Below are 21,965 nucleotides of genomic sequence, written 5' to 3' on the forward strand. Positions count from 1 at the left end.
TGCCCGGACGCGCCAAGAATCGCCTGTATGGCGCAGCGAACCGTTCTGGTCGTCCTCTTCGACGGCGTGCAGAGCCTCGACGTCTCCGGTCCCGCGGAGGTCTTCGCCGGGGCCGAGGCGCTCGTCCCGGGGAGCTACCGCATCCGCACGGCCGGTCTGGACGGCGGCCCGGTCCGGGCCTCCAGCGGGCTGACCCTCGTACCGGACGAGCCCTTGGCCGACACCTCCGATTCGCACACCCTGGTCGTGCCGGGCGGGCGGGGCACCCGTCGGCCCGACCCGCGGCTGGTCGCGTGGCTGCGCGCGCACGGGCGGCGGGCGGAACGCCTGGTGTCCGTGTGCACCGGGGCGATCCTGCTCGCCGAGGCGGGTCTGCTGGACGGCCGGAGCGCCACGACCCACTGGGCGTACGCCGGCAAGCTCGCGCGTGACCACCCGGCCGTGCGGGTGGACGCCGACCCGATCTTCGTGCGGGACGGACACGTCTCCACCTCGGCCGGCGTGACCTCGGGCATCGACCTCGCCCTCGCCCTGGTCGAGGAGGACCTGGGCCGCGAGGTGGCCCTCACCGTCGCCCGGCACCTGGTGGTCTTCCTGCGCCGCCCCGGCAACCAGGCCCAGTTCAGTGCCCAGCTCGCCGCCCAGACCGCCCGGCGCGAGCCGCTGCGCGAGGTTCAGCAGTGGATCACCGAGCATCCCGCCGGTGAGCTGACCGTCGAGGCGCTCGCCGCCCGCGCCCGCCTCTCACCGCGTCACTTCGCCCGCGCCTTCCGCGCCGAGACCGGCATGACACCCGGCCGCTACGTGGACCGCGTCCGACTCGAACACGCCCGCCGTCTGCTGGAGGACACGGGCGACGGCATCGAGGAGATCTCCCGCGCGAGCGGCTACGGCACCCCCGAGGCCATGCGCCGCGCCTTCGTCAACACCCTGGGGACACCCCCCGCCGCATACCGCAGCCGCTTTCACCCGAGACCGACCCACTGAACTCCCGCCCGACCCCGGCCAACAGCCAACAGCCGACCGAACACCCGGCCCACTCGCCGGCCTCTCGGGCATCCGGCCCACTGACACCCCACCGCGCGCATCACCCGCGCCAGGCCCACTGACGGACCGGCCCACCGGGTTCTGGGCCGCACACCTCACCGGCCCGGCCCACTCGCGCCCCGCCGGCGCGCCGAGCCCCGCGGCCATCTTCACCCCGCACCGGCCAACAGCCCCACCGCCCCCGGCGCACACCCACGGCCCGACCCTCCGACCGCACCCGCCAACCGCACACTCCGACCGAAAGGCCCCCGATGCAGATCGCCCTGCTCGTCTACGACCGGTTCACCGCACTCGACGCCGTCGGCCCGTACGAGATCCTCTGCCGCATCCCGGACGCCGAGATCGTCTTCGTCGGCAAGGAGGCGGGCCCCGTCCGCACCGACACCGGAGCGCTGGCCCTCACCGCCGACAAGGCGCTCGACGAGGTGCCCCACCCGGACGTCCTGGTCGTCGCCGGCGGCCCCGGACAGAGCGCCCTGATGGAGGACCAGGTCCTGATCGACTGGCTGCGCGGCGTGGACGCCACCAGCACCTGGACGACCTCCGTCTGCACCGGGTCCCTGCTGCTCGCCGCCGCCGGCCTGCTCACCGGACGCCGTGCCACCTCCCACTGGCTCGCCCTCGGTCACCTCGAGCGGTACGGGGCCGCACCGACGGAGGAGCGGGTCGTCTTCGACGGCAAGTACGTCACGGCCGCCGGTGTCTCCTCCGGCATCGACATGGCGCTCGCCCTGCTCGGCCGGATCGCCGGCGACGACTACGCCCGGGCGGTACAGCTGGCCACGGAGTACGACCCGCAGCCGCCCTACGACGCCGGGTCGCCGCAGAAGGCGCCCGCGCCGATCGTCGAGGAGATCCGCGCGCGGAGCCGATTCATCCTGACGTAGGCACCGTCCAGGTGAAGCGCGGCTGCCGGCGCTCCAGGAAGGCGGCGACGCCCTCCGCGGTGTCGGCGTTGCCGCGTGCCAGCCCGGCCCAGTGGGCGTCCCGGTCGGTGCGACCGTCGGCGAACTCCTTCGCCGCGGCCTGCGTCAGCTGCGAGCGGGAGACCAGGATCCGGGTGAACTCGGCGACCCGCTTGCCGAGTTCACCCTCCGGCAGCACCTCGTCGACCAGCCCGGTGCGCAGCGCCCGGTCGGCGCCGAGCAACTCACCGGAGAACAGCAGGTACTTGGCGGTGGCTGGACCGACCAGGGACACCAACCGCCGGGTCGCGGACGCCGGATACACGATCCCCAGCTTCGCCGGCGTCACCCCGAACAGCGACCCCTCCTCCGCGAACCGCAGGTCGCAGGCCGCCGCGAGCTGTGCCCCGCCGCCCACGCAGTGCCCGCGGACCGCGGCCAGCGTCGGCTTCGGGAACGCGGCGAGCGCCTCCTCCGCCAGCACGGACAGCCCCTGGGCCTCGGCGGGCGAGGCGCGCAGCGTGGAGATGTCGGCGCCCGCGCAGAACGTGCCGCCCTCGCCCGTCAGCACCAGCGCGCGCACCACCGGATCGGCCGCCAGGGCGTCCAGCAGCTCGGGCAGCGCCCGCCACATCCCGGCCGTCATGGCGTTGCGCTTGGCCGGATGGGCGATGACGACGGTCGCCACCGAGTCGGCGACGTGGTGCAGCAGCTGGGGCTCCATGCGCGGGATGCTAGCCGTACCCCCGCTCCGTACCATCGACGAGGGGGTTGGTGAGAGGAGGCGGCCCGATGGCCCGACCCGCGAAGGACGAGAAGGCGAAACTGCGGCGCGGTTTCGGCAGGCTGGTCGCGCTGGGAGTGCTCCTGGTCGTCGCCGGTCTCGTCGGGCTCGTCTACACCGGCGTCGCCACCCTGACGTCGATGGTCCTGTTCGGCTGGCTGCTGCTGATCGGCGGCGTGGTGGGCCTGCTGCACGCCATCGAGGGACGCGGCAGCAACTTCTTCTGGCTCGCCGTGATCGTCGCGGCCCTGAACATCGCGGCCGGTGTCGTGGTCCTGTGGACCCCCGACGCGACCGCCGACGCGCTGGCCATGTTCGCCGCCCTGCTCTTCCTGACCGCCGGGATCTTCCGCCTGGTGGGCGGCCTGGTGGTGCGCGGGCCGCAGTTCGGCTGGACCTTGCTGCTGGGCGCCTTCGACCTGCTGCTGGGCGTCCTGGTGCTGGGTTCCTGGCCGAGCAGCAGCCAGTACGTCATCGGCACGTTCTTCTCGCTGGCCCTGCTGTTCGACGGCCTCGGCCTGATCGCCACCGGCTTCGGCGGCCGCCGGATCGTGGGCCTGGTCGAGGACGCCGCGCGCGGCGGTGACGCCGGCGACGGAGACGCCCCGAAACCCGTACAAGCCGAATAGTTCGCGAAGGCGGCACCGGCGGGACAGGATGCAGTCCCACACGTGACCGTGTCATACGCAGGCGGTCAGAAGCGCTCGATAGTCGCTGACTTGTGTTCAGTCCTCCGGCGGCGACCGGTGGGATACCAACACTCGACGTGTGGCGACAATCGAGCACAAGGGTGGCGACCGGACGATGGACGACCACGGGCGCGGGCCCGCCCCACGCCCAGAAGGCGACACTGGGACACCCGTCGAGCCGATGACGCGCGAGCCCCTGCCGTACGAGGGCGTCTGGCGGTTCACCGCTCCGGCCCTCGACGCCTCGGTCCCGCAGGCCCGGCACGCCGTACGGGACCTGCTGATGCGTCAGCGGGTGCCGGTCGTGGACGACGTGGTCCACGGGCTGCTGCTGATCGTCTCCGAGCTGGTCACGAATGCCGTACGGCATGCGGCCGTGCTCTCCCCGATGCTCGCCGTGGAGGTCGCCGTCGGCGCCGAGTGGGTGCGGGTGTCCGTCGAGGACAACCACCCCTACCGCCCGACCGCCCTGGAGACCGACCACGGTCGCACCGGAGGCCGGGGCCTGTTGCTGGTGCGGGAGATCACCCACGAGCTGGGCGGGGTGTGCGACGTCGAGCACACGGCGAGCGGCGGCAAGGTGATCTGGGCCGCCCTGCCGCTCAACCCCGTCCGGCTGCTCTGAGAATCACCAGCCCTCGGACGGGCCGGTCAGCTCCCTGATCGCGGGACGGGCCGCGTCCAGCACCGTCATGAACCAGGACGAGAACGTGTCCTTGGCGTGCCGTTCCGCCAGCTCGTCCGGGGTGACGAACGCCGTGGCGTGCACCTCCTCCGGGGCCGGCCGCAGCGGCGCCTGCACCAGTCCGACGAAGAGGTGGTTGTACTCCTGCTCCACCAGACCCGAGGCGGGGTCCGGGTGGTTGTAGCGCACGGTGCCCGCCTCGGCGAGCAGCGACGGGGAGACGCCGAGTTCCTCGTGCGTCCGGCGGGCCGCCGCCGCGAAGGGGGCCTCGCCCGGGTAGGGGTGGCCGCAGCAGGTGTTGGACCACACGCCGGGGGAGTGGTACTTGCCCAGCGCCCGCTGCTGGAGCAGCAGCCGGCCGTACTCGTCGAACAGGAACACCGAGAACGCCCGGTGCAGCCGACCCGGCGGCTGATGGGCGGCGAGCTTCTCCGCGGTACCGATCGTCACGCCGTTCTCGTCGACCAGTTCCAGCAGGATCGCTTCCGCGGTGCCGTTCGACGAGCTGTCCGTCGCGGTGGCAGGTGTGATCGGCATACCCATCCTTCGCCTCGTTCCTCGCGCCCCAGTCTGCCGTACGAATCCGGCACTCCCGGCACTTCCCGGCGCGTCGGCACCGGAAGAGGGACCCGGTAGGTGATCGTGCCCGGCCCGCCGCGCGAGGAACCGTCGGGCACGGGCTGTGTGGGAAGGACGGGGGCGCGCGCCGGACCGGTGCGCGCCGGGGCGTGAGCGGCGGTCGCGCGCTGTCGGAGCTCCGCCGTCCGCCCGCCGCACGGCCCTCAGGGGCACAGGCCGGCCTCGTGTTCCGCGTGGCCGCTCGGCTCCAGCTGGAACGTGCAGTGCTCCACGTCGAAGTGGTCGCCGAGGCACCCCTGCAGCTCGTGGAGCATCTTCTCGTGCCCGATCGCGCCCAGCACCTCGGAGCGGACGACGACGTGCGCGGACAGCACCGGCATGCCCGAGGTGATCGTCCAGGCGTGCAGGTCGTGCACGTCCTCGACGCCGTCGAGCGCCAGTATGTGGGCCCGTACCTCCGCCATGTCGACGTCCTTGGGCGCCGACTCCAGCAGGACGTCGAGCGTCTCGCGCAGCAGCTTCAGCGTGCGCGGCACGATCATCAGGCCGATGAGCAGCGAGGCGATCGGGTCGGCGGCCTGCCAGCCGGTGGTGAGGATCACCACCGCCGAGACGAGCACCGCGACCGAGCCCAGCGCGTCGGCGGCGACCTCCAGGAAGGCGCCGCGCACGTTCAGGCTCTCCTTCTGGCCGCGCATGAGCAGCGTGAGCGAGATCATGTTCGCGGCCAAACCGATCAGGGCGAACAGCGCGGTCAGCCCGCCCTCGGTGTCGGCCGGCGTGATGAACCGCTGGATCGCCTCGTACAGCACATAGCCGCCGACCCCGAGCAGCAGCACGCAGTTGGCGAGCGCGGCGAGGATCTCGGCGCGCGCGTAGCCGAAAGTGCGGTTCGCGCTGGCCGGGAGGTTGGCGAAGTGGATGGCGAGCAGCGCCATGCCGAGGCCGAGCGCGTCGGTCGCCATGTGCGTGGCGTCCGCGATCAGCGCGAGGGAGTCCGCGAGCACACCGCCGACGATCTCGACCACCATGACGGTGAGCGTGATGGACAGCGCGATCCGCAGCCGGCCGCGGTACGCCGCGGCCGCCGTACCGGTGACCGGCGCGGCGTGCGTGTGCCCGTGGTCGTGCCCAGCCCCCATGAAAAGCCGCCTCCTGTGTTCGGGTCCCGACCCAGTGAACTACGGGCAGGGGGTACCCGGCAACGCGGGACTGAACACCGTTGTCATGTGCCCTGACCTGCGGAAACGAAGGGCTGGTCAGGGCGCCGCGGTGATGGGGAGGCGCTCAGCGGCCGTGGTGCAGCAGCCATCCCCGCCACGCCGACTCGACCATGTCGCGTACCGGGCGCCGGGCGGTCCAGCCCAGCTCCCGGCCGGCCCGGGCGGCGGACGCGACGGCGCGCGGGGCGTCGCCGGGGCGGCGCGCCTCGACGACGGCGGGACGGATGTCGCCGGTCACCTCACCGATCAGGGTGACCAGCTCGCGCACCGAGACGCCCTCGCCGCGGCCGATGTTCACGGTCAGGTCGCCCGAGGCGTCCGGGGCGGACAGCCGCCGGGCCGCCGCGAGGTGCGCGTCGGCGAGGTCGGCGACGTGGATGTAGTCCCGGACGCAGGTGCCGTCCGGCGTGGGGTAGTCGTCGCCGAAGATCCGCGGGGCCTCGTCGCGGGTCAGCCGGTCGAAGACCATGGGGACGACGTTGAACACGCCGGTGTCGGCCAGCTCCGGCGATGCGGCGCCGGCCACGTTGAAGTAGCGCAGGCACACCGTGGCGATGCCGTGCGCCCGGCCCGCCGCGCGCACCAGCCACTCACCGGCGAGCTTGGTCTCGCCGTACGGGCTCATCGGGGCGCAGGGCGTGTCCTCCGTGATGAGTTCCACATCGGGGTTGCCGTAGACGGCCGCGGAGGAGGAGAACAGGAAACGCCGGATCCCGGCCCCGGCCACCGCGTCCAGCAGGGTCGCGAGACCGCCGACGTTCTCCTCGTAGTACCGCGTCGGCTGCTCGACGGACTCGCCGACCTGCTTGCGCGCCGCGAGGTGGACCACACCCGTCACCGCGTGCTCGGCGAACACCCGCTTCAGCACCTCGGCGTCCCCGGACGAGCCCCGCACCAGGGGTACGTCCGCGGGCAGCCGCGCGGGCACCCCGGCCGAGAGGTCGTCCAGCGCGACGACGCGCTCCCCGGCCCCGGCCATGACCCGCGCCACATGCGCCCCGATGTATCCGGCACCGCCGGTGATCAGCCATGTCATGGTGGCCCACCCTAATCCGCCCGGCGCGCGGATGGCTCCCGCACCGGTCCCGAACGCCATGGAATGCCCGCATCCGTCAGTGCGATCTTGTACGCCGGCCAGGGCATCCACGATGATGATCGCCGCGCAGGTGCCGGCAGACCGTGTCGACCGGACCGTTAACGGGCGGTGAACACGGTCTTCCTATCATCCGATAGCCTCTGCCGACATGCCGTCCGCCGGTGCAGCTCCGCCTGCCCCACAGGACACCCCACCATGCACGCGACCGGCGGAAACGTCGGCCCCCAGGGAGTGAGTTCGGTTGTCGACCGCCATCCTCACCGGCTCGCCGGTCCCCGGATCGTCGATCGAGGGCGATCTGCGGTCGCTCGGCTTCGAGGTGCGCATCGCCGCCGACCCCGCCGACACCGAGGCCGTCCTCGCCCAGGTGCCGGCCGACCGGCGCGTCGCCGTCGTCGACGCCCGGTTCGTCGGCCACCTGCACGCCCTGCGCCTCGGCCTGACCGACCCGCGCTTCCCGCTCGCCGCGATCCCCGGCGCCGTGACGGCCCAGCCCGCCGGCCGCCAGGCCCTGACGCGTGCGCTGGCCCGCGAGACCTCCGCCCGGGGCACGCTGCTGGTGGACGGCCTGGCCGACCGGATCACCGGCGCGCTCGACGTCGACGTGCACCGGCCCGAGCTCGGCAGCCTGGTCGCGGTCGTCCCCGCCGACCCGCAGGCCCGCGACGAGGCACGCCGGGCCGTCGCCGCCGTCGACGACGAGGCCGTACGCCTGAAGTCGGCCGTCAAGGCCCGCGACGGCTTCTTCACCACCTTCTTCGTCAGCCCGTACTCCCGCTACATCGCCCGCTGGTGCGCCCGGCGCGGACTGACCCCCAATCAGGTCACCACCGCCTCCCTGCTCACCGCGCTGATCGCGGCGGCCTGCGCGGCCACCGGCACCCGTGGCGGTTTCGTCGCCGCCGGCGTGCTGCTGATCGCCTCCTTCGTCCTCGACTGCACCGACGGCCAGCTCGCCCGCTACTCCCTGCAGTACTCCACCCTCGGCGCCTGGCTCGACGCCACCTTCGACCGGGCCAAGGAGTACGCCTACTACGCGGGCCTCGCCCTCGGTGCGGCCCGCGGCGGAGACGACGTCTGGGCCCTGGCCCTGGGCGCGATGGTGCTGCAGACCTGCCGGCACGTCGTCGACTTCTCCTTCAACGAGGCGAACCACGACGCCGCCGCCAACACCAGCCCGACAGCCGCACTTTCGGACAAACTGGACAGTGTGGGCTGGACGGTGTGGCTGCGCCGGATGATCGTCCTGCCGATCGGCGAACGCTGGGCGCTGATCGCCGTCCTCACCGCCGTCACGACCCCGCGCATCACCTTCTACGCGTTGCTGGCCGGCTGCGCCTTCGCCGCCGCCTACACCACGGCGGGCCGTCTCCTGCGGTCGCTGACCCGCAGGCCCATGGGGGTCCCCCCGGGCGTCAAGCACTGGGGGAGCACCGACCGCGCGGCGCGGGCGCTGGCCGACCTCGCGGACAGCGGGCCGCTGGTGGAGCTGCTCGCGCGCGCGGTCCGCGCCCCGGCCGCCCCGCTCTGCGCCGCCGTCGGCGGTCTCCTCGTAGTGACCTCCGCCGCAGTCTGGGGCGCGTCCTGGCCGACCCTGCTCGCCGCGCTCGCCCATGTCGTGCTGTCGGCGGCCGCCGTCTCACGCCCCCTCAAAGGCGCCCTCGACTGGCTGGTTCCGCCCTTCTTCCGGGCCGCCGAGTACGGGACCGTGCTGATCCTGGCAGCTGAATCGGAGGTGAACGGAGCACTTCCCGCTGCTTTCGGGCTGGTTGCGGCCGTCGCCTACCATCACTACGACACGGTCTACCGCATCCGCGGCAACGCGGGTGCGCCCCCGCACTGGCTGGTGCGGGCGATCGGGGGGCACGAGGGCCGGACGCTGGTGGTCGTGGCGCTCGCCGTGTCGCTGACCGCCGCACAGTTCCAGGTCGCGCTCACGGTCCTCGCCGTGGCCGTCGCCCTGGTGGTGCTCCTGGAGAGCATCCGGTTCTGGGTGTCCGCTGGGGCACCCGCCGTACACGACGAAGGAGAACCCGCATGATCGGCCTCGTGCTGGCGGCCGGCGCCGGCCGGCGTCTGCGCCCCTACACCGACACCCTGCCCAAGGCGCTGGTGCCGGTGGGGCCCGCGGGCGACGAGGACGGTCCCACGGTTCTCGACCTGACCCTCGCCAACTTCGCCGAGATCGGCCTGACGGAGGCCGCGATCATCGTCGGCTACCGCAAAGAGGCCGTGTACGCGCGCCAGGACGCGCTGGAGAAGAAGTACGGCCTCAGGCTCACCCTGATAGACAACGACAAGGCCGAGGAGTGGAACAACGCCTACTCCCTGTGGTGCGGCCGTGACGCGCTCAAGGACGGCGTGATCCTCGCCAACGGCGACACCGTCCACCCGGTCTCCGTGGAGAGGACGCTGCTCGCCGCGCGTGGCGACGGCAAGCGGATCATCCTCGCCCTCGACACCGTCAAGTCGCTGGCCGACGAGGAGATGAAGGTCGTCGCCGACCCCGAGCACGGCGTGCGGAGGATCACCAAGCTGATGGACCCCGCCGAGGCCACCGGCGAGTACATCGGCGTCACCCTCATCGAGGGCGACGCCGCCCCCGAACTGGCGGACGCACTGCGGACCGTCTGGGAGAGCGAGCCGCAGCAGTTCTACGAGCACGGCTACCAGGAGCTCGTCAACCGCGGTTTCCGGATCGACGTCGCCCCGATCGGTGACGTGCCGTGGGTCGAGATCGACAACCACGACGACCTGGCCCGGGGACGGGAGATCGCGTGCCGCTACTGACCCGGCTCATCCCGTCGCCGGTCGTCGTGGACATCCGCCCGGGTGCCCTCGACGACCTGGCCGGCGTGCTCGCCGACGAGCGCATATCCCACTCGGGCCGGCTCGCCGTCGCCGTCAGCGGCGGCTCCGGCGCGAAGCTGCGCGACCGCGTCGCCCCGCAGCTGCCCGGCGCCACCTGGTACGAGGTGGACGGCGGCACCCTCGACGACGCCGTCCGGCTGGCCGCCGACATGAAGGCGGGCCACTTCGACGCGCTCGTCGGGCTCGGCGGCGGCAAGATCATCGACTGCGCCAAGTTCGCCGCTGCCCGCGTCGGCCTCCCGCTGGTCGCCGTACCGACGAACCTCGCGCACGACGGCCTGTGCTCCCCGGTCGCCACCCTCGACAACGACGCCGGCCGCGGCTCGTACGGCGTGCCCAACCCGATCGCCGTCCTCATCGACCTGGACGTCATCCGCGAGGCCCCGGTCCGCTTCGTCCGGGCCGGCATCGGCGACGCGGTCTCCAACATCTCCGCGATCGCCGACTGGGAACTCGCCCACCGCGTCAAGGGCGAGAAGATCGACGGCCTCGCCGCCGCCATGGCCCGCCAGGCCGGCGAGGCGGTGCTGCGGCACCCGGGCGGCATCGGCGACAACGACTTCCTCCAGGTGCTGGCCGAGGCGCTCGTCCTCAGCGGCATCGCCATGTCGGTGTCGGGCGACTCCCGCCCGTCCTCCGGCGCCTGCCACGAGATCAACCACGCCTTCGACCTGCTCTTCCCCCGGCGCGCGGCCGCCCACGGCGAGCAGTGCGGACTGGGCGCGGCCTTCGCGATGTACCTGCGCGGCGCGCACGAGGAGTCGGCGTACATGGCGGGGGTGCTGCGCCGGCACGGGCTGCCGGTGCTGCCGGAGGAGATCGGCTTCACCCCGGACGAGTTCGTCCGGGTCGTGGAGTACGCCCCGGAGACCCGGCCCGGCCGCTACACGATCCTCGAACACCTCGACCTGCAAACCCACCAGATCAAGGACATTTACGCCGACTATGTCAAGGCCATCGGTAGCTGAACTCCGCCCCGTCGTCCACCCCGCCGGGGTGAAGGACCGGCGCAGCGGTGAGCACTGGGCGGGACGCCTCTACATGCGTGAGGTGTCGCTGCGGGTCGACCGCTACCTGGTGAACACCAGGGTCACGCCCAACCAGCTCACGTACCTGATGACCCTCTTCGGCGTGCTCGCCGCCCCGGCCCTGCTGGTGCCGGGCGTCTGGGGCGCGGTGCTCGGCGTGGTGATGGTCCAGCTGTATCTCCTGCTGGACTGCGTCGACGGCGAGATCGCCCGCTGGAAGCAGCAGTTCTCGCTCGGCGGGGTCTACCTGGACCGGGTCGGCGCCTACCTGACCGACGCGGCCGTGCTCGTCGGCCTCGGGCTGCGCGCCGCCGACCTGTGGGGCTCCGGGCGGATCGACTGGCTGTGGGCCTTCCTCGGCACCCTGGCCGCCCTCGGCGCGATCCTGATCAAGGCCGAGACCGACCTGGTCGGCGTCGCCCGGCACCAGGGTGGGCTGCCGCCGGTCAAGGAGGCCGCGTCCGAGCCGCGCTCCTCCGGCATGGCGCTGGCCCGCCGGGCCGCCGCGGCGCTGAAGTTCCACCGCCTGATCCTCGGCATCGAGGCGTCCCTGCTGATCCTCGCCCTGGCGATCGCGGACGCGATGCGCGGCGACCTGTTCTTCACCCGGCTCGGCGTCGCCGTGCTCGCCGGGATCGCGCTGCTGCAGACGGTGCTGCACCTGGTCTCCATCCTCGTGTCGAGCAGGCTCCGGTGAGCCCGGGGATGCGGGTCGGCGCGGTCGTCATCACGATGGGCAACCGTCCCGAGGAACTGCGCGCGCTGCTGGAGTCGGTCGCCAAGCAGGACGGCGACCCGGTGGACGTGGTCGTCGTCGGCAACGGCTCGCCCGTGCCCGAGGTCCCCGTCGGCGTGCGCACCGTCGAACTGCCGGAGAACCTCGGCATCCCCGGCGGCCGCAACGTCGGCATCGAGGCCTTCGGCCCCAGCGGCCGTGACGTCGACATCCTGCTGTTCCTCGACGACGACGGCCTGCTCGCCCGCACCGACACCGCCCAGCTGTGCCGCCAGGCGTTCGAGGCCGACCCCAGGCTGGGCATCATCAGCTTCCGCATAGCCGACCCGGACACCGGCGTCACCCAGCGCCGCCACGTCCCCCGGCTGCGCGCCTCAGACCCGCTGCGCTCCTCGCGCGTGACCACCTTCCTCGGCGGCGCCAACGCGGTCCGCACCCAGGTGTTCGCCGAGGTCGGCGGCCTGCCGGACGAGTTCTTCTACGCTCACGAGGAGACCGACCTGGCCTGGCGGGCCCTCGACGCGGGCTGGCTGATCGACTACCGGTCCGACATGGTGCTCCACCATCCGACGACCGCGCCCTCCCGGCACGCGGTCTACCACCGCATGGTGGCCCGCAACCGCGTCTGGCTCGCCCGGCGCAACCTGCCGGCCGCCCTCGTCCCGGTCTACCTGGGCATCTGGCTCGCCCTGACACTGCTGCGCCGCCCTTCGCGGCCGGCCCTGCGGGCATGGTTCGGCGGCTTCCGGGAAGGCTGGACGTCGCCCTGCGGCCCCCGCCGGCCCATGAAGTGGCGTACGGTGTGGCGGCTGACTCGACTGGGCCGACCTCCTGTCATCTGACAAGCTCGTCCCTGAGAGCATTCGGGGCGTAACGCTCGGCTCCCGGCTGCACCCAGCCCCCAGGCCGTGCATCTCGAAGACGAAAGTTTCAACTAGTGAGTGAGACCACACACGACGGCACAGTCGCGGTGACCGCGCCCGTGTCGCCCGACGAGGGACTGACCGCGGCGGAGCTCGCCGCGAAGTACGGGCTGTCCGTGAGCGGCGCCCGGCCCTCCCTCGTCGAGTACGTCCGCCAGCTCTGGGACCGGCGTCACTTCATCCTCGCCTTCTCGCGGGCGAAGCTGACCGCCCAGTACAGCCAGGCCAAGCTCGGCCAGCTGTGGCAGGTCGTCACGCCGCTGCTGAACGCGGCCGTGTACTTCTTCGTCTTCGGCGTGATCCTGGAGGCCGACCGGGGCATGCCGCGCGAGGTGTACATCCCCTTCCTGGTGACGGGGGTGTTCGTGTTCACCTTCACGCAGAGCTCGGTGATGGCGGGCGTGCGGGCGATCTCCGGCAACCTCGGCCTGGTGCGCGCGCTGCACTTCCCGCGCGCCTCGCTGCCGGTCTCCTTCGCGCTCCAGCAGCTCCAGCAGCTGCTGTTCTCGATGATCGTGCTGTTCGCCGTGACCAGTGCCTTCGGCAGCTACCCGGACCTGTCCTGGGTGCTGATCGTCCCCGCGCTGGCGCTGCAGTTCTGCTTCAACACCGGCCTCGCCCTGATCATGGCCCGGGCCGGCGCCAGGACCCCGGACCTGGCGCAGCTGATGCCGTTCGTGATGCGCACGTGGATGTACGCCTCCGGCGTCATGTACTCCATCCCGATCATGCTGGCCGACAAGCCGTCCTGGATCGCCAACGTTCTGCAGTGGAACCCGGCCGCGATCTACATGGACCTGATGCGGTTCGCGCTGATCGACGGCTACGGCTCGGAGAACCTCCCGGACCACGTCTGGGCCATCGCCGGCGGCTGGGCCGTCCTGTTCGCCCTGGGCGGCTTCGTGTACTTCTGGAAGGCGGAGGAGAGGTACGGCCGTGGCTGACCCTACGACCGAGGGACACGTCCCCACCGTCATCGCGGACGATCTGCACATCGTCTACCGCGTCAACGGCGCCAAGACCGGCAAGGGCAGCGCCACCGCCGCCCTCAGCCGCATGCTCAGGCGGGGCTCCGGCGACGACGCGCGCGGGGTGCGCAAGGTGCACGCCGTGCGCGGGGTGTCCTTCACCGCCTACCGGGGCGAGGCCATCGGCCTGATCGGCTCCAACGGCTCCGGCAAGTCGACCCTGCTGCGGGCGATCGCCGGGCTGCTGCCCGCCGAGAGCGGCAAGGTCTACACCGACGGGCAGCCCTCGCTGCTCGGGGTGAACGCGGCCCTGATGAACGACCTGACCGGTGAGCGCAACGTCATATTGGGCGGCCTGGCCATGGGCATGACCCGTGAGCAGATCAAGGAGCGCTACCAGCAGATCGTCGACTTCTCCGGCATCAACGAGAAGGGCGACTTCATCACCCTGCCGATGCGGACGTACTCCTCCGGCATGGCCGCCCGCCTGCGCTTCTCCATCGCCGCGGCCAAGGACCACGACGTCCTGATGATCGACGAGGCCCTCGCCACCGGCGACCGCAAGTTCCAGAAGCGCTCCGAGGAGCGCATCCGCGAGCTGCGCAAGCAGGCCGGCACGGTGTTCCTGGTCAGCCACAACAACAAGTCGATCCGCGACACCTGCGACCGCGTGCTGTGGCTGGAGCGGGGCGAGCTGCGCATGGACGGACCCACCGACGAGGTCCTCAAGGAGTACGAGAAGTTCACGGGCAAGTAGAAAGCCGTTCAGGGCTCTGCCGGAACTGCTCCGGCAGAGCCCTGCGTCGTCGGCAAAGGGCACCTGTGCCGCCCGCAAAGGAAACGTCAACTCTGGTTGGGCGTAGGAATCTTGAAGCCAATCGGTGTGTTCTTGTGATGCGCTGGACACCCCCTCGGTCCGCGCCGCGCTGTACAACGTAAGCTGTACCGGTGCCGAAACACGGCAAGTAGGGCGATAATGCGCGACACCCGCCCCCGGGGCCGCCACCGGAACACCGGGCGGCGTGTCCGAAATAGTGCGTATTGGGTCGGCAGTGTAGAACGGGAGATGTGACGGCAATGGCTACGGAAACTCCCCAGCTCCGCGAAGCATGTGCCGTCCCCGCCCTGGGCAGCGAACGGTGACGGGAACCGCCACGACGCGCACGGACGACCCGGAGCGCGCGACCCTCGACAAGGCCACCTCCGAGAACTTCCCCGTGGCCCCGTTCTTCCTGCCCAGAGCCTGGCGCACCGACCTCATGGCCGTCTACGGCTTCGCCCGCCTCGTCGACGACATCGGCGACGGCGACCTCGCCCCCGGCGGCGCCGACGCCCGCCTGCTCGGCGTGTCGCCCGAGCGGGCCGAGGACCGGCTCGCCCTGCTGGACGCCTTCGAGGCCGACCTGCGCCGCGTCTTCGACTCGACCCCGCGCCACCCCCTGCTGCGCCGGCTCCAGCCGACCGTCCGCCGCCACTCGCTCACCCCCGAGCCGTTCCTGGGCCTGATCGCCGCAAACCGCCAGGACCAGCTCGTCAAGCGGTACGAGACCTACGACGACCTCCTCGCTTACTGCGAACTGTCCGCGAACCCCGTGGGCCGGCTCGTGCTGGCCGTGACCGGCACCTCCACCCCCGAGCGGATCCGCCGCTCGGACGCGATCTGCACGGCCCTGCAGATCGTCGAGCACCTCCAGGACGTCGCCGAGGACCTCGCCCGTGACCGCATCTACCTGCCTGCCGAGGACATGAAACGTTTCCACGTCCAGGAGGCGGATCTCGCCGCGGCGACCGCCGGCGCGTCGGTGCGCGCACTGGTCGCCCACGAAGCACAACGCGCCCGCGACCTCCTGAATGAAGGCGCCCCCCTCGTGGGTAGCGTCCACGGCAGGCTGAGGCTGTTGCTCGCGGGATTCGTGGCGGGGGGAAGGGCGGCCGTCCAGGCGATCGCCGCCGCCGACCACGACGTACTTCCCGGCCCGCCCCGACCCGGCAAGCTCCGGTTGCTGCGTGAGGTGGGCGTGACCCTGCGAGGAGAGGGGTGATCCGGAGCGTGGAGTCTGCGCCACACGTGTCCGCACCGGTACTCGCCGCCTACAGCTACTGCGAGGCCGTCACCGGGCAGCAGGCCCGGAACTTCGCCTACGGCATCAGACTGCTGCCGGCGCCCAAGCGCCGCGCGATGTCGGCGCTGTACGCGTTCTCCCGGCGGGTCGACGACATCGGCGACGGCGCGCTCACCGACGACGTGAAGTTCGCCCGGCTCCAGGAGACCCGCTCGCTGCTCACCCGCATCCGCGAGGACGCGGTCGGCGAGGACGACACCGACCCGGTCGGCGTCGCCCTCGCCCATGCCGCCCGGCACTTCCCGATCCCGCTGGACGGCCTGGACGAACTGATCGACGGCGTCCTGATGGACGTCCGCGGCGAGACCTACGAGACCTGGGACGACCTGAAGGCCTACTGCCGCTGCGTGGCCGGTGCCATCGGCCGGCTCTCGCTCGGCGTGTTCGGCACGGAACCGGGGGCCCGTGGCGCCGAGCGCGCGCCCGAGTACGCCGACACGCTCGGGCTTGCGCTCCAGCTCACCAACATCCTGCGGGACGTCCGCGAGGACGCCGTCGGCGGGCGCACCTACCTGCCCGCCGACGACCTGGCCAAGTTCGGCTGCTCGGCCGGGTTCGGCGGGCCGAACCCACCGGAGGGTTCCGACTTCGTGGGCCTCGTGCACTTCGAGGTGCGCCGCGCCCGCGCCCTGTTCGCCGAGGGCTACCAACTGCTGCCCATGCTCGACCGGCGCAGCGGCGCCTGCGTCGCCGCCATGGCCGGCATCTACCGCCGCCTCCTCGACCGCATCGAGCGCGACCCCGAGGCGGTGCTGCGCGGCCGGGTCTCGCTGCCCGGACGCGAGAAGGCCTACGTCGCCGTGCGCGGCCTGTCCGGTCTGGACGCCCGGCACGTCACCCGACGGGTCGTCAGGAGGCGCGCCTGATGGACACCGCGGAGCACAGTGACGCCGACGGCGACAAGCGGCAGGCAACCCTCCGCCGCCGGGTCGCGTCCCTGACTGCAACGGCCTGCCGGGGCGCGTCCCCGTGCCGCGGCGGGTGCGCAGGGGAGGGTGCGCGATGACGGACGGCATGCGGTCCGGGCCCGCACGGGAGACGGTGGTGGTCGGCGGAGGGCTCGCCGGAATCACCGCCGCGCTCGCGCTCGCCGACGCCGGGGTGCGCGTCACCCTGCTCGAAGGCAGGCCGAGACTCGGCGGCCTGGCCTTCTCCTTCCAGCGCGGCGAGCTGACCGTCGACAACGGCCAGCACGTCTATCTGCGCTGCTGCACCGCCTACCGCTGGTTCCTCGACCGGATCAACGGCGCGGCGCTGGCTCCGCTGCAGGATCGTCTCGACGTGCCCGTTCTCGACGTCACCAGGCCCGAGGGCCGGCGGCTCGGCAGGCTGCGCCGGGACGCGCTGCCGGTGCCCCTGCATCTGGGGCGCAGCCTCGCGACGTACCCGCATCTCTCACTCGCCGAGCGCGCCAGGGTCGGCCGGGCCGCGCTCGCGCTCAAGGGCCTCGACCTCACCGATCCGACGCTGGACGCACAGGACTTCGGCAGCTGGCTGACCGCGCACGGTCAGTCGGCGCGTGCCGTGGAGGCCCTGTGGGACCTGGTCGGGGTCGCCACCCTCAACGCGGTCGCGGGCGACGCCTCCCTGGGGCTCGCCGCGATGGTGTTCAAGACCGGTCTGCTGTCCGACCCGGGCGCCGCCGACATCGGCTGGGCGCGTGTCCCGCTGGGTGAACTGCACGACCGGCTGGCCCGCAGGGCGCTCGACTCCGCCGGCGTTCGTACCAGGATCCGTTCACGCGTCACCTCCATCTCCCCACTCGACAACGGCCGTTGGCGGGTCCAGGTTCCCGGCGAGGTCGTCGACACGGACGCGATCGTGCTCGCCGTGCCCCAGCGCGAGACCTACGACCTGCTGCCGCAGGGCGCGCTCGACGACCCGGAGCGGCTGCTGCGCATCGGCACCGCGCCGATCCTCAACATCCACGTCGTCTACGACCGCAAGGTCGTCGGCACACCCTTCCTCACAGCGCTCGGCACACCCGTGCAGTGGGTCTTCGACCGCACCGACGCCTCCGGGCTCACGAGCGGCCAGTACCTCGCGCTGTCGCAGTCGGCCGCGCAGGACGAGATCGACGCGCCCGTGGCCGCGCTGCGCGAGCGGTACCTGCCCGAACTGGAGCGCCTGCTGCCGTCGGCCCGCGGCGCCGAGGTGAAGGACTTCTTCGTGACCAGGGAGCGCACCGCGACCTTCGCTCCCGCCCCCGGCGTCGGACGGCTGCGGCCCGGCGCCCGTACCAAGGCATCCGGCCTGTACCTGGCCGGAGCGTGGACCGCCACCGGGTGGCCCGCGACCATGGAGAGTGCGGTCCGCAGTGGCATCGGCGCGGCGGACGCCGCGTTGCGTGCCCTCGGCCGGCCCCGCCCCCGCCATCTCTTCGACGTCGAGGAGGCGGCGTGACGACCGAGCGGCGCGCGGCAGGCCCCCGCACCTTTGGTACCGCAACAAGAGGAGAGACTGTGCCCACTGTGCCCCCGGCCTCGAAGGCCGCTCGAGAGACCGCGGCGGACGTGGCCGCGCTCCTGGAGCGCGGCCGGACCCTGGCCACACCGGTACTGCGGGCGGCCGTCGACCGCCTCGCGTCTCCCATGGACACCGTCGCCGCCTACCACTTCGGCTGGATCGACGCCGCCGGCAACCCTGCCGACGGCGACGGCGGCAAGGCCGTGCGCCCCGCACTCGCCGTGCTGTCCGCCGAGGTCACCGGGCGTGCGCCCGAGGTCGGCATCCCCGGGGCGGTCGCGGTCGAACTGGTCCACAACTTCTCGCTGCTGCACGACGACCTGATGGACGGCGACGAACAGCGCCGGCACCGCGACACCGTGTGGAAGGTGCACGGACCCGCCCAGGCGATCCTGGTCGGCGACGCCCTGTTCGCGCTGGCCAACGAGATCCTGCTGGAACTCGGCACCGTCGAGGCGGGCCGCGCCACCCGCCGCCTGACCACCGCGACCCGTGCCCTGATCGACGGCCAGGCCCAGGACATCTCCTACGAGCACCGCGACCGCGTCAGCGTCGAGGAGTGCCTGGAGATGGAGGGCAACAAGACCGGCGCCCTGCTGGCCTGCGCCAGCTCCATCGGCGCCGTGCTCGGGGGCGCGGACGACCGCACCGCCGACACCCTGGAGAAGTACGGCTACCACCTGGGCCTGGCCTTCCAGGCCGTCGACGACCTCCTCGGCATCTGGGGCGACCCGGAGGCCACCGGCAAGCAGACCTGGAGCGATCTGCGCCAGCGCAAGAAGTCCCTGCCGGTCGTCGCCGCGCTCGCGGCCGGGGGCGGCGCCTCCGAGCAGCTCGCCGAGCTGCTCGCCGCCGACGCCAAGAGCAGCGACGTCGAGACCTTCTCCGAGGAGGAGTTCGCCGCCCGCGCCGCCCTGATCGAGCAGGCCGGCGGCCGCGAGTGGACCGCCGAGGAAGCCCGCCGTCAGCACACCATCGCCATCGAAGCCCTCGACGCCGTCGACATGCCCGACCGGGTGCGGGACCGGTTCGCGGCGCTCGCCGACTTCGTCGTCGTACGAAAGAGATGATCACTATCGGTCGAATAGCCCTCGCGTAGTCGCCGGCCGGTGCCGCGGATTCGTGCGCACCGGCCGACGGCGGACCCACAGCAGACGCACCACTTGCAGCACTGCACGAAGGGGAAGCCATGACAGCGACGACCGACGGAAGCACCGGGGCCCTGCCGCCCCGCGCTGCCGCGGCCAGCGAAACCGACAGCACCACCCCGGTGGCGGCCGGGGTCCACGAAGCCGCCGTACACGCCGTCCGGCGCGCCACCGACTTCCTGCTGTCCCGGCAGGACGCCGAGGGCTGGTGGAAGGGCGACCTGGAGACGAACGTCACCATGGACGCCGAGGACCTTCTGCTCCGCCAGTTCCTGGGCATCCGCGAGGAGTCGACGACCCTGGCCGCCGCCCTCTTCATCCGCGGCGAGCAACGCGAGGACGGCACCTGGGCCACCTTCCACGGCGGACCCGGCGAACTCTCCACCACCATCGAGGCGTACGTCGCCCTGCGCCTGGCCGGTGACGCGCCGGACGCGCCGCACATGGCGAAGGCGGCGGAGTGGATCCGCGCCCAGGGCGGCATCGCGGCCTCCCGGGTCTTCACCCGCATCTGGCTCGCCCTGTTCGGCTGGTGGAAGTGGGAGGACCTGCCCGAACTGCCTCCGGAACTCATCTACTTCCCGAAGTGGATGCCGCTCAACATCTACGACTTCGGGTGCTGGGCCCGGCAGACGATCGTCCCGCTGACCATCGTCTCCGCCAAACGCCCGGTGCGGCCCGCGCCGTTCCCGCTGGACGAACTGCACACCGACCCCGACCACCCCAACCCGGTGAAGCCACTGGCCCCGGCCGCGACGTGGGACGGCGCCTTCCAGCGGCTCGACAAGGGCCTGCACGCCCTGCGCAAGGTCGTGCCGAGGAAGCTGCGCCGCGCGGCGATGCGGTCGGCCGCGCGCTGGATCATCGAGCGGCAGGAGAACGACGGCTGCTGGGGCGGCATCCAGCCGCCGGCCGTGTACTCGCTCATCGCCCTGCACCTGCTGGGCTACGACCTGCGGCACCCCGTGATGCGCGCCGGGCTGGAGTCCCTCGACCGGTACGCCGTCCAGCGCGGGGACGGAGCCCGGATGATCGAGGCCTGCCAGTCGCCGGTGTGGGACACCTGCCTGGCGACCGTCGCGCTCGTCGACGCGGGGGTCCCCGCCGACCATCCGCAGCTGGTGAAGGCGGCCGACTGGATGCTGGGGGAGCAGGTCGTGCGGCCCGGCGACTGGTCCGTGCGCCGCCCCGGACTGACGCCGGGCGGCTGGGCGTTCGAGTTCCACAACGACAACTACCCCGACATCGACGACACCGCCGAGGTCGTCCTCGCGCTGCGTCGTGTGAAACACCACGATCCCGAGCGGGTGGAGAAGGCCATCGCACGCGGGGTGCGCTGGAACCTCGGCATGCAGTCGAAGGACGGCGCCTGGGGTGCCTTCGACGTCGACAACACGAGCCCCTTCCCCAACCGGCTGCCCTTCTGCGACTTCGGCGAGGTCATCGACCCGCCGTCCGCCGACGTGACCGCGCACGTGGTGGAGATGCTCGCGGTGGAGGGCCTCGCCCACGACCCGCGCACCCGGCGCGGCATCGAGTGGCTGCTCGCCGAACAGGAGCCCAACGGCTCGTGGTTCGGACGCTGGGGCGTCAACTACATCTACGGCACGGGATCGGTGGTGCCCGCGCTCACCACCGCCGGACTGCCCGCCTCGCATCCGGCGATCCGGCGTGCGGTCGCCTGGCTGGAGAGCGTGCAGAACGACGACGGCGGCTGGGGCGAGGACCTGCGCTCCTACCGGCACGTCAAGGAGTGGAGCGGCCGAGGCGCCTCCACCGCCTCACAGACCGCCTGGGCGCTGATGGCGCTGCTGGCGGCGGGGGAGCGGGACTCCAAGGCGGTCGAACGCGGCATCGAGTGGCTGGCCGCGACCCAGCGGGAGGACGGCTCCTGGGACGAGGTGTACTTCACGGGGACGGGCTTCCCGTGGGACTTCTCGATCAACTACCACCTCTACCGGCAGGTCTTCCCGCTCACCGCGCTGGGGCGGTACGTGCACGGTGAGCCGTTCGCCCCGACGTCGCTCGCCGAGGCCAAGGTGGCCGGATGAGCTCGCCCGCCGCGCCGGCGCCGCTGCTGATCGCCTGCGCGCTCGGCATCGAGCGGCTGGCGCTGCGGCTGGGCGAACGTCACGCCGCCTGCGGGCCGGTGACCGTGCTGCGCACGGGCATGGGACCCGGCGCGGCCGAGCGCTCCGTCGCGCGGGCGCTGGCCGACCCGGCGCTCGCCGGAGCCGCCGTGCTCGCCACCGGCTTCTGCGCGGGGCTGGCGCCCGGCATGCACCCCGGCGACCTCGTGGTCGCCGAGGAGACCCGGGACCCGCGCGGCAGCACGCCCTGCGTGGGCACCGAACTGCTCGTCAGGGAACTCACGCGTGCGGCGCCCGGCCGCACGGTCCACACCGGCCCGGTCACCGGCTCCGACCACGTCGTACGCGGTCAGGAGCGGGCCGACCTGCTGGCCACCGGCGCGATCGCGGCCGACATGGAGTCGGCCGCAACGCTTCTGAGCGCCGGGCGCACAGGAGCACGTCCGGTTGCGGCCGTCCGGGTGGTCGTGGACGCTCCGGAACATGAACTCGTCCGTATCGGCACGGTGCGCGGTGGAATATCGGCTTTCCGCGTCCTTCGTTCCATTCTTCCCGCATTCTTTGAATGGCACCGTAATGTGCTGCTCCCCAGGAGGTGAGCCCG

Annotated in this window: 22 protein-coding genes; 18 read left to right on the top strand and 4 right to left on the bottom strand. The window is 72.3% G+C overall.

Annotated elements, in window-relative coordinates; translation table 11 throughout:
* The first annotated feature begins 27 nt into the window (after window positions 1-27).
* Together IPT68_RS31630 and IPT68_RS31635 are read left to right on the top strand one after the other, a co-directional pair.
* Window positions 28-987, top strand: a complete 960-nt coding sequence (locus IPT68_RS31630) for a GlxA family transcriptional regulator (RefSeq protein WP_189698034.1) — start codon at window positions 28-30, stop codon at window positions 985-987.
* A 311-nt stretch (window positions 988-1,298) separates the two neighbouring features.
* Entirely contained in the window at window positions 1,299-1,934 is a 636-nt protein-coding gene (locus IPT68_RS31635; RefSeq protein ID WP_189698033.1) for a DJ-1/PfpI family protein, read from the top strand.
* Here the strand turns inward: IPT68_RS31635 and IPT68_RS31640 are convergent.
* Entirely contained in the window at window positions 1,921-2,676 is a 756-nt protein-coding gene (locus IPT68_RS31640; RefSeq protein WP_189698032.1) for an enoyl-CoA hydratase/isomerase family protein, read from the bottom strand. The genes IPT68_RS31635 and IPT68_RS31640 overlap by 14 nt on opposite strands.
* Before the next feature lie 68 nt (window positions 2,677-2,744).
* Here IPT68_RS31640 and IPT68_RS31645 point away from each other — a divergent pair, with 68 nt between their 5' ends.
* Complete coding sequence (locus tag IPT68_RS31645; RefSeq protein WP_189698031.1) at window positions 2,745-3,365, top strand: HdeD family acid-resistance protein; 621 nt, start codon at window positions 2,745-2,747, stop codon at window positions 3,363-3,365.
* 175 nt (window positions 3,366-3,540) lie between these two features.
* Window positions 3,541-4,050 carry an ATP-binding protein gene (locus tag IPT68_RS31650; protein ID WP_189698252.1) on the top strand — a complete coding sequence of 170 codons (510 nt, stop codon included), beginning with the start codon at window positions 3,541-3,543 and terminating at the stop codon, window positions 4,048-4,050.
* 3 nt (window positions 4,051-4,053) lie between these two features.
* Here IPT68_RS31650 and idi read toward each other — a convergent pair whose 3' ends face one another.
* The 3 genes from idi to galE form a co-directional block, all read right to left on the bottom strand.
* Window positions 4,054-4,647 carry an isopentenyl-diphosphate Delta-isomerase gene (gene idi / locus IPT68_RS31655; RefSeq protein ID WP_189698030.1) on the bottom strand — a complete coding sequence of 198 codons (594 nt, stop codon included), beginning with the start codon at window positions 4,645-4,647 and terminating at the stop codon, window positions 4,054-4,056.
* A gap of 245 nt (window positions 4,648-4,892) precedes the next feature.
* A complete protein-coding gene (locus IPT68_RS31660) occupies window positions 4,893-5,831 on the bottom strand; it encodes a cation diffusion facilitator family transporter (RefSeq protein WP_189698029.1) in 939 nt (312 codons plus the stop codon).
* 145 nt (window positions 5,832-5,976) lie between these two features.
* The gene (gene galE, locus IPT68_RS31665) at window positions 5,977-6,948 is read right to left on the bottom strand and encodes a UDP-glucose 4-epimerase GalE (RefSeq protein ID WP_189698028.1); all 972 of its coding nucleotides are present in this window, start codon (window positions 6,946-6,948) and stop codon (window positions 5,977-5,979) included.
* A gap of 301 nt (window positions 6,949-7,249) precedes the next feature.
* Here galE and IPT68_RS31670 point away from each other — a divergent pair, with 301 nt between their 5' ends.
* From IPT68_RS31670 to IPT68_RS31730, 14 genes are all read left to right on the top strand, one after another.
* Window positions 7,250-9,049 carry a DUF5941 domain-containing protein gene (locus IPT68_RS31670; protein ID WP_189698027.1) on the top strand — a complete coding sequence of 600 codons (1,800 nt, stop codon included), beginning with the start codon at window positions 7,250-7,252 and terminating at the stop codon, window positions 9,047-9,049.
* The gene (locus tag IPT68_RS31675) at window positions 9,046-9,798 is read left to right on the top strand and encodes a phosphocholine cytidylyltransferase family protein (protein WP_189698026.1); all 753 of its coding nucleotides are present in this window, start codon (window positions 9,046-9,048) and stop codon (window positions 9,796-9,798) included. The genes IPT68_RS31670 and IPT68_RS31675 overlap by 4 nt, the downstream gene beginning before the upstream one ends.
* Window positions 9,786-10,847, top strand: coding sequence for an iron-containing alcohol dehydrogenase family protein (locus IPT68_RS31680; RefSeq protein WP_189698025.1), 1,062 nt, complete (start codon window positions 9,786-9,788; stop codon window positions 10,845-10,847). Before IPT68_RS31675 ends, IPT68_RS31680 begins: the two co-directional genes overlap by 13 nt.
* Window positions 10,825-11,604, top strand: a complete 780-nt coding sequence (locus IPT68_RS31685) for a CDP-alcohol phosphatidyltransferase family protein (RefSeq protein WP_189698024.1) — start codon at window positions 10,825-10,827, stop codon at window positions 11,602-11,604. The genes IPT68_RS31680 and IPT68_RS31685 overlap by 23 nt, the downstream gene beginning before the upstream one ends.
* Before the next feature lie 8 nt (window positions 11,605-11,612).
* Window positions 11,613-12,485, top strand: a complete 873-nt coding sequence (locus tag IPT68_RS31690) for a glycosyltransferase family 2 protein (protein ID WP_189698251.1) — start codon at window positions 11,613-11,615, stop codon at window positions 12,483-12,485.
* Window positions 12,486-12,580: 95 nt separating this feature from the next.
* Window positions 12,581-13,510 carry an ABC transporter permease gene (locus tag IPT68_RS31695; protein ID WP_189698023.1) on the top strand — a complete coding sequence of 310 codons (930 nt, stop codon included), beginning with the start codon at window positions 12,581-12,583 and terminating at the stop codon, window positions 13,508-13,510.
* On the top strand, window positions 13,503-14,291 hold the full coding sequence (locus tag IPT68_RS31700) for an ABC transporter ATP-binding protein (protein ID WP_189698022.1): 789 nt from the start codon (window positions 13,503-13,505) through the stop codon (window positions 14,289-14,291). The genes IPT68_RS31695 and IPT68_RS31700 overlap by 8 nt, the downstream gene beginning before the upstream one ends.
* Window positions 14,292-14,643: 352 nt before the next feature.
* Window positions 14,644-15,576, top strand: a complete 933-nt coding sequence (hpnC, locus tag IPT68_RS31705) for a squalene synthase HpnC (RefSeq protein ID WP_373300558.1) — start codon at window positions 14,644-14,646, stop codon at window positions 15,574-15,576.
* Complete coding sequence (hpnD, locus tag IPT68_RS31710) at window positions 15,573-16,523, top strand: presqualene diphosphate synthase HpnD (protein WP_189698020.1); 951 nt, start codon at window positions 15,573-15,575, stop codon at window positions 16,521-16,523. Before hpnC ends, hpnD begins: the two co-directional genes overlap by 4 nt.
* The gene (locus IPT68_RS35120; RefSeq protein WP_228040056.1) at window positions 16,523-16,663 is read left to right on the top strand and encodes a DUF6380 family protein; all 141 of its coding nucleotides are present in this window, start codon (window positions 16,523-16,525) and stop codon (window positions 16,661-16,663) included. Before hpnD ends, IPT68_RS35120 begins: the two co-directional genes overlap by 1 nt.
* Window positions 16,660-18,060, top strand: coding sequence for a hydroxysqualene dehydroxylase HpnE (gene hpnE / locus IPT68_RS31715; RefSeq protein WP_189698019.1), 1,401 nt, complete (start codon window positions 16,660-16,662; stop codon window positions 18,058-18,060). The genes IPT68_RS35120 and hpnE overlap by 4 nt, the downstream gene beginning before the upstream one ends.
* A 68-nt stretch (window positions 18,061-18,128) precedes the next feature.
* On the top strand, window positions 18,129-19,193 hold the full coding sequence (locus IPT68_RS31720; protein ID WP_373300568.1) for a polyprenyl synthetase family protein: 1,065 nt from the start codon (window positions 18,129-18,131) through the stop codon (window positions 19,191-19,193).
* Between the two features lie 119 nt (window positions 19,194-19,312).
* The gene (gene shc, locus IPT68_RS31725) at window positions 19,313-21,322 is read left to right on the top strand and encodes a squalene--hopene cyclase (RefSeq protein WP_189698017.1); all 2,010 of its coding nucleotides are present in this window, start codon (window positions 19,313-19,315) and stop codon (window positions 21,320-21,322) included.
* Window positions 21,319-21,960 carry a 5'-methylthioadenosine/S-adenosylhomocysteine nucleosidase family protein gene (locus tag IPT68_RS31730; RefSeq protein WP_189698016.1) on the top strand — a complete coding sequence of 214 codons (642 nt, stop codon included), beginning with the start codon at window positions 21,319-21,321 and terminating at the stop codon, window positions 21,958-21,960. Before shc ends, IPT68_RS31730 begins: the two co-directional genes overlap by 4 nt.
* Window positions 21,961-21,965 lie beyond the last annotated feature (5 nt).

Source organism: Streptomyces chromofuscus, assembly GCF_015160875.1.
GTDB lineage: Bacteria > Actinomycetota > Actinomycetes > Streptomycetales > Streptomycetaceae > Streptomyces > Streptomyces chromofuscus.

What these genes read in the sequence shown, in the direction of transcription:
- IPT68_RS31630 (WP_189698034.1), top strand. Translation starts at nt 28, where the DNA reads ATGGCGCAGCGAACCGTTCTGGTCGTCCTCTTCGACGGCGTGCAGAGC.
- IPT68_RS31635 (WP_189698033.1), top strand. Translation starts at nt 1,299, where the DNA reads ATGCAGATCGCCCTGCTCGTCTACGACCGGTTCACCGCACTCGACGCC.
- IPT68_RS31640 (WP_189698032.1), bottom strand. Translation starts at nt 2,676, where the DNA reads ATGGAGCCCCAGCTGCTGCACCACGTCGCCGACTCGGTGGCGACCGTC.
- IPT68_RS31645 (WP_189698031.1), top strand. Translation starts at nt 2,745, where the DNA reads ATGGCCCGACCCGCGAAGGACGAGAAGGCGAAACTGCGGCGCGGTTTC.
- IPT68_RS31650 (WP_189698252.1), top strand. Translation starts at nt 3,541, where the DNA reads ATGGACGACCACGGGCGCGGGCCCGCCCCACGCCCAGAAGGCGACACT.
- idi (WP_189698030.1), bottom strand. Translation starts at nt 4,647, where the DNA reads ATGCCGATCACACCTGCCACCGCGACGGACAGCTCGTCGAACGGCACC.
- IPT68_RS31660 (WP_189698029.1), bottom strand. Translation starts at nt 5,831, where the DNA reads ATGGGGGCTGGGCACGACCACGGGCACACGCACGCCGCGCCGGTCACC.
- galE (WP_189698028.1), bottom strand. Translation starts at nt 6,948, where the DNA reads ATGACATGGCTGATCACCGGCGGTGCCGGATACATCGGGGCGCATGTG.
- IPT68_RS31675 (WP_189698026.1), top strand. Translation starts at nt 9,046, where the DNA reads ATGATCGGCCTCGTGCTGGCGGCCGGCGCCGGCCGGCGTCTGCGCCCC.
- IPT68_RS31685 (WP_189698024.1), top strand. Translation starts at nt 10,825, where the DNA reads ATGTCAAGGCCATCGGTAGCTGAACTCCGCCCCGTCGTCCACCCCGCC.
- IPT68_RS31690 (WP_189698251.1), top strand. Translation starts at nt 11,613, where the DNA reads ATGCGGGTCGGCGCGGTCGTCATCACGATGGGCAACCGTCCCGAGGAA.
- hpnC (WP_373300558.1), top strand. Translation starts at nt 14,644, where the DNA reads ATGTGCCGTCCCCGCCCTGGGCAGCGAACGGTGACGGGAACCGCCACG.
- IPT68_RS35120 (WP_228040056.1), top strand. Translation starts at nt 16,523, where the DNA reads ATGGACACCGCGGAGCACAGTGACGCCGACGGCGACAAGCGGCAGGCA.
- hpnE (WP_189698019.1), top strand. Translation starts at nt 16,660, where the DNA reads ATGACGGACGGCATGCGGTCCGGGCCCGCACGGGAGACGGTGGTGGTC.
- shc (WP_189698017.1), top strand. Translation starts at nt 19,313, where the DNA reads ATGACAGCGACGACCGACGGAAGCACCGGGGCCCTGCCGCCCCGCGCT.
- IPT68_RS31730 (WP_189698016.1), top strand. Translation starts at nt 21,319, where the DNA reads ATGAGCTCGCCCGCCGCGCCGGCGCCGCTGCTGATCGCCTGCGCGCTC.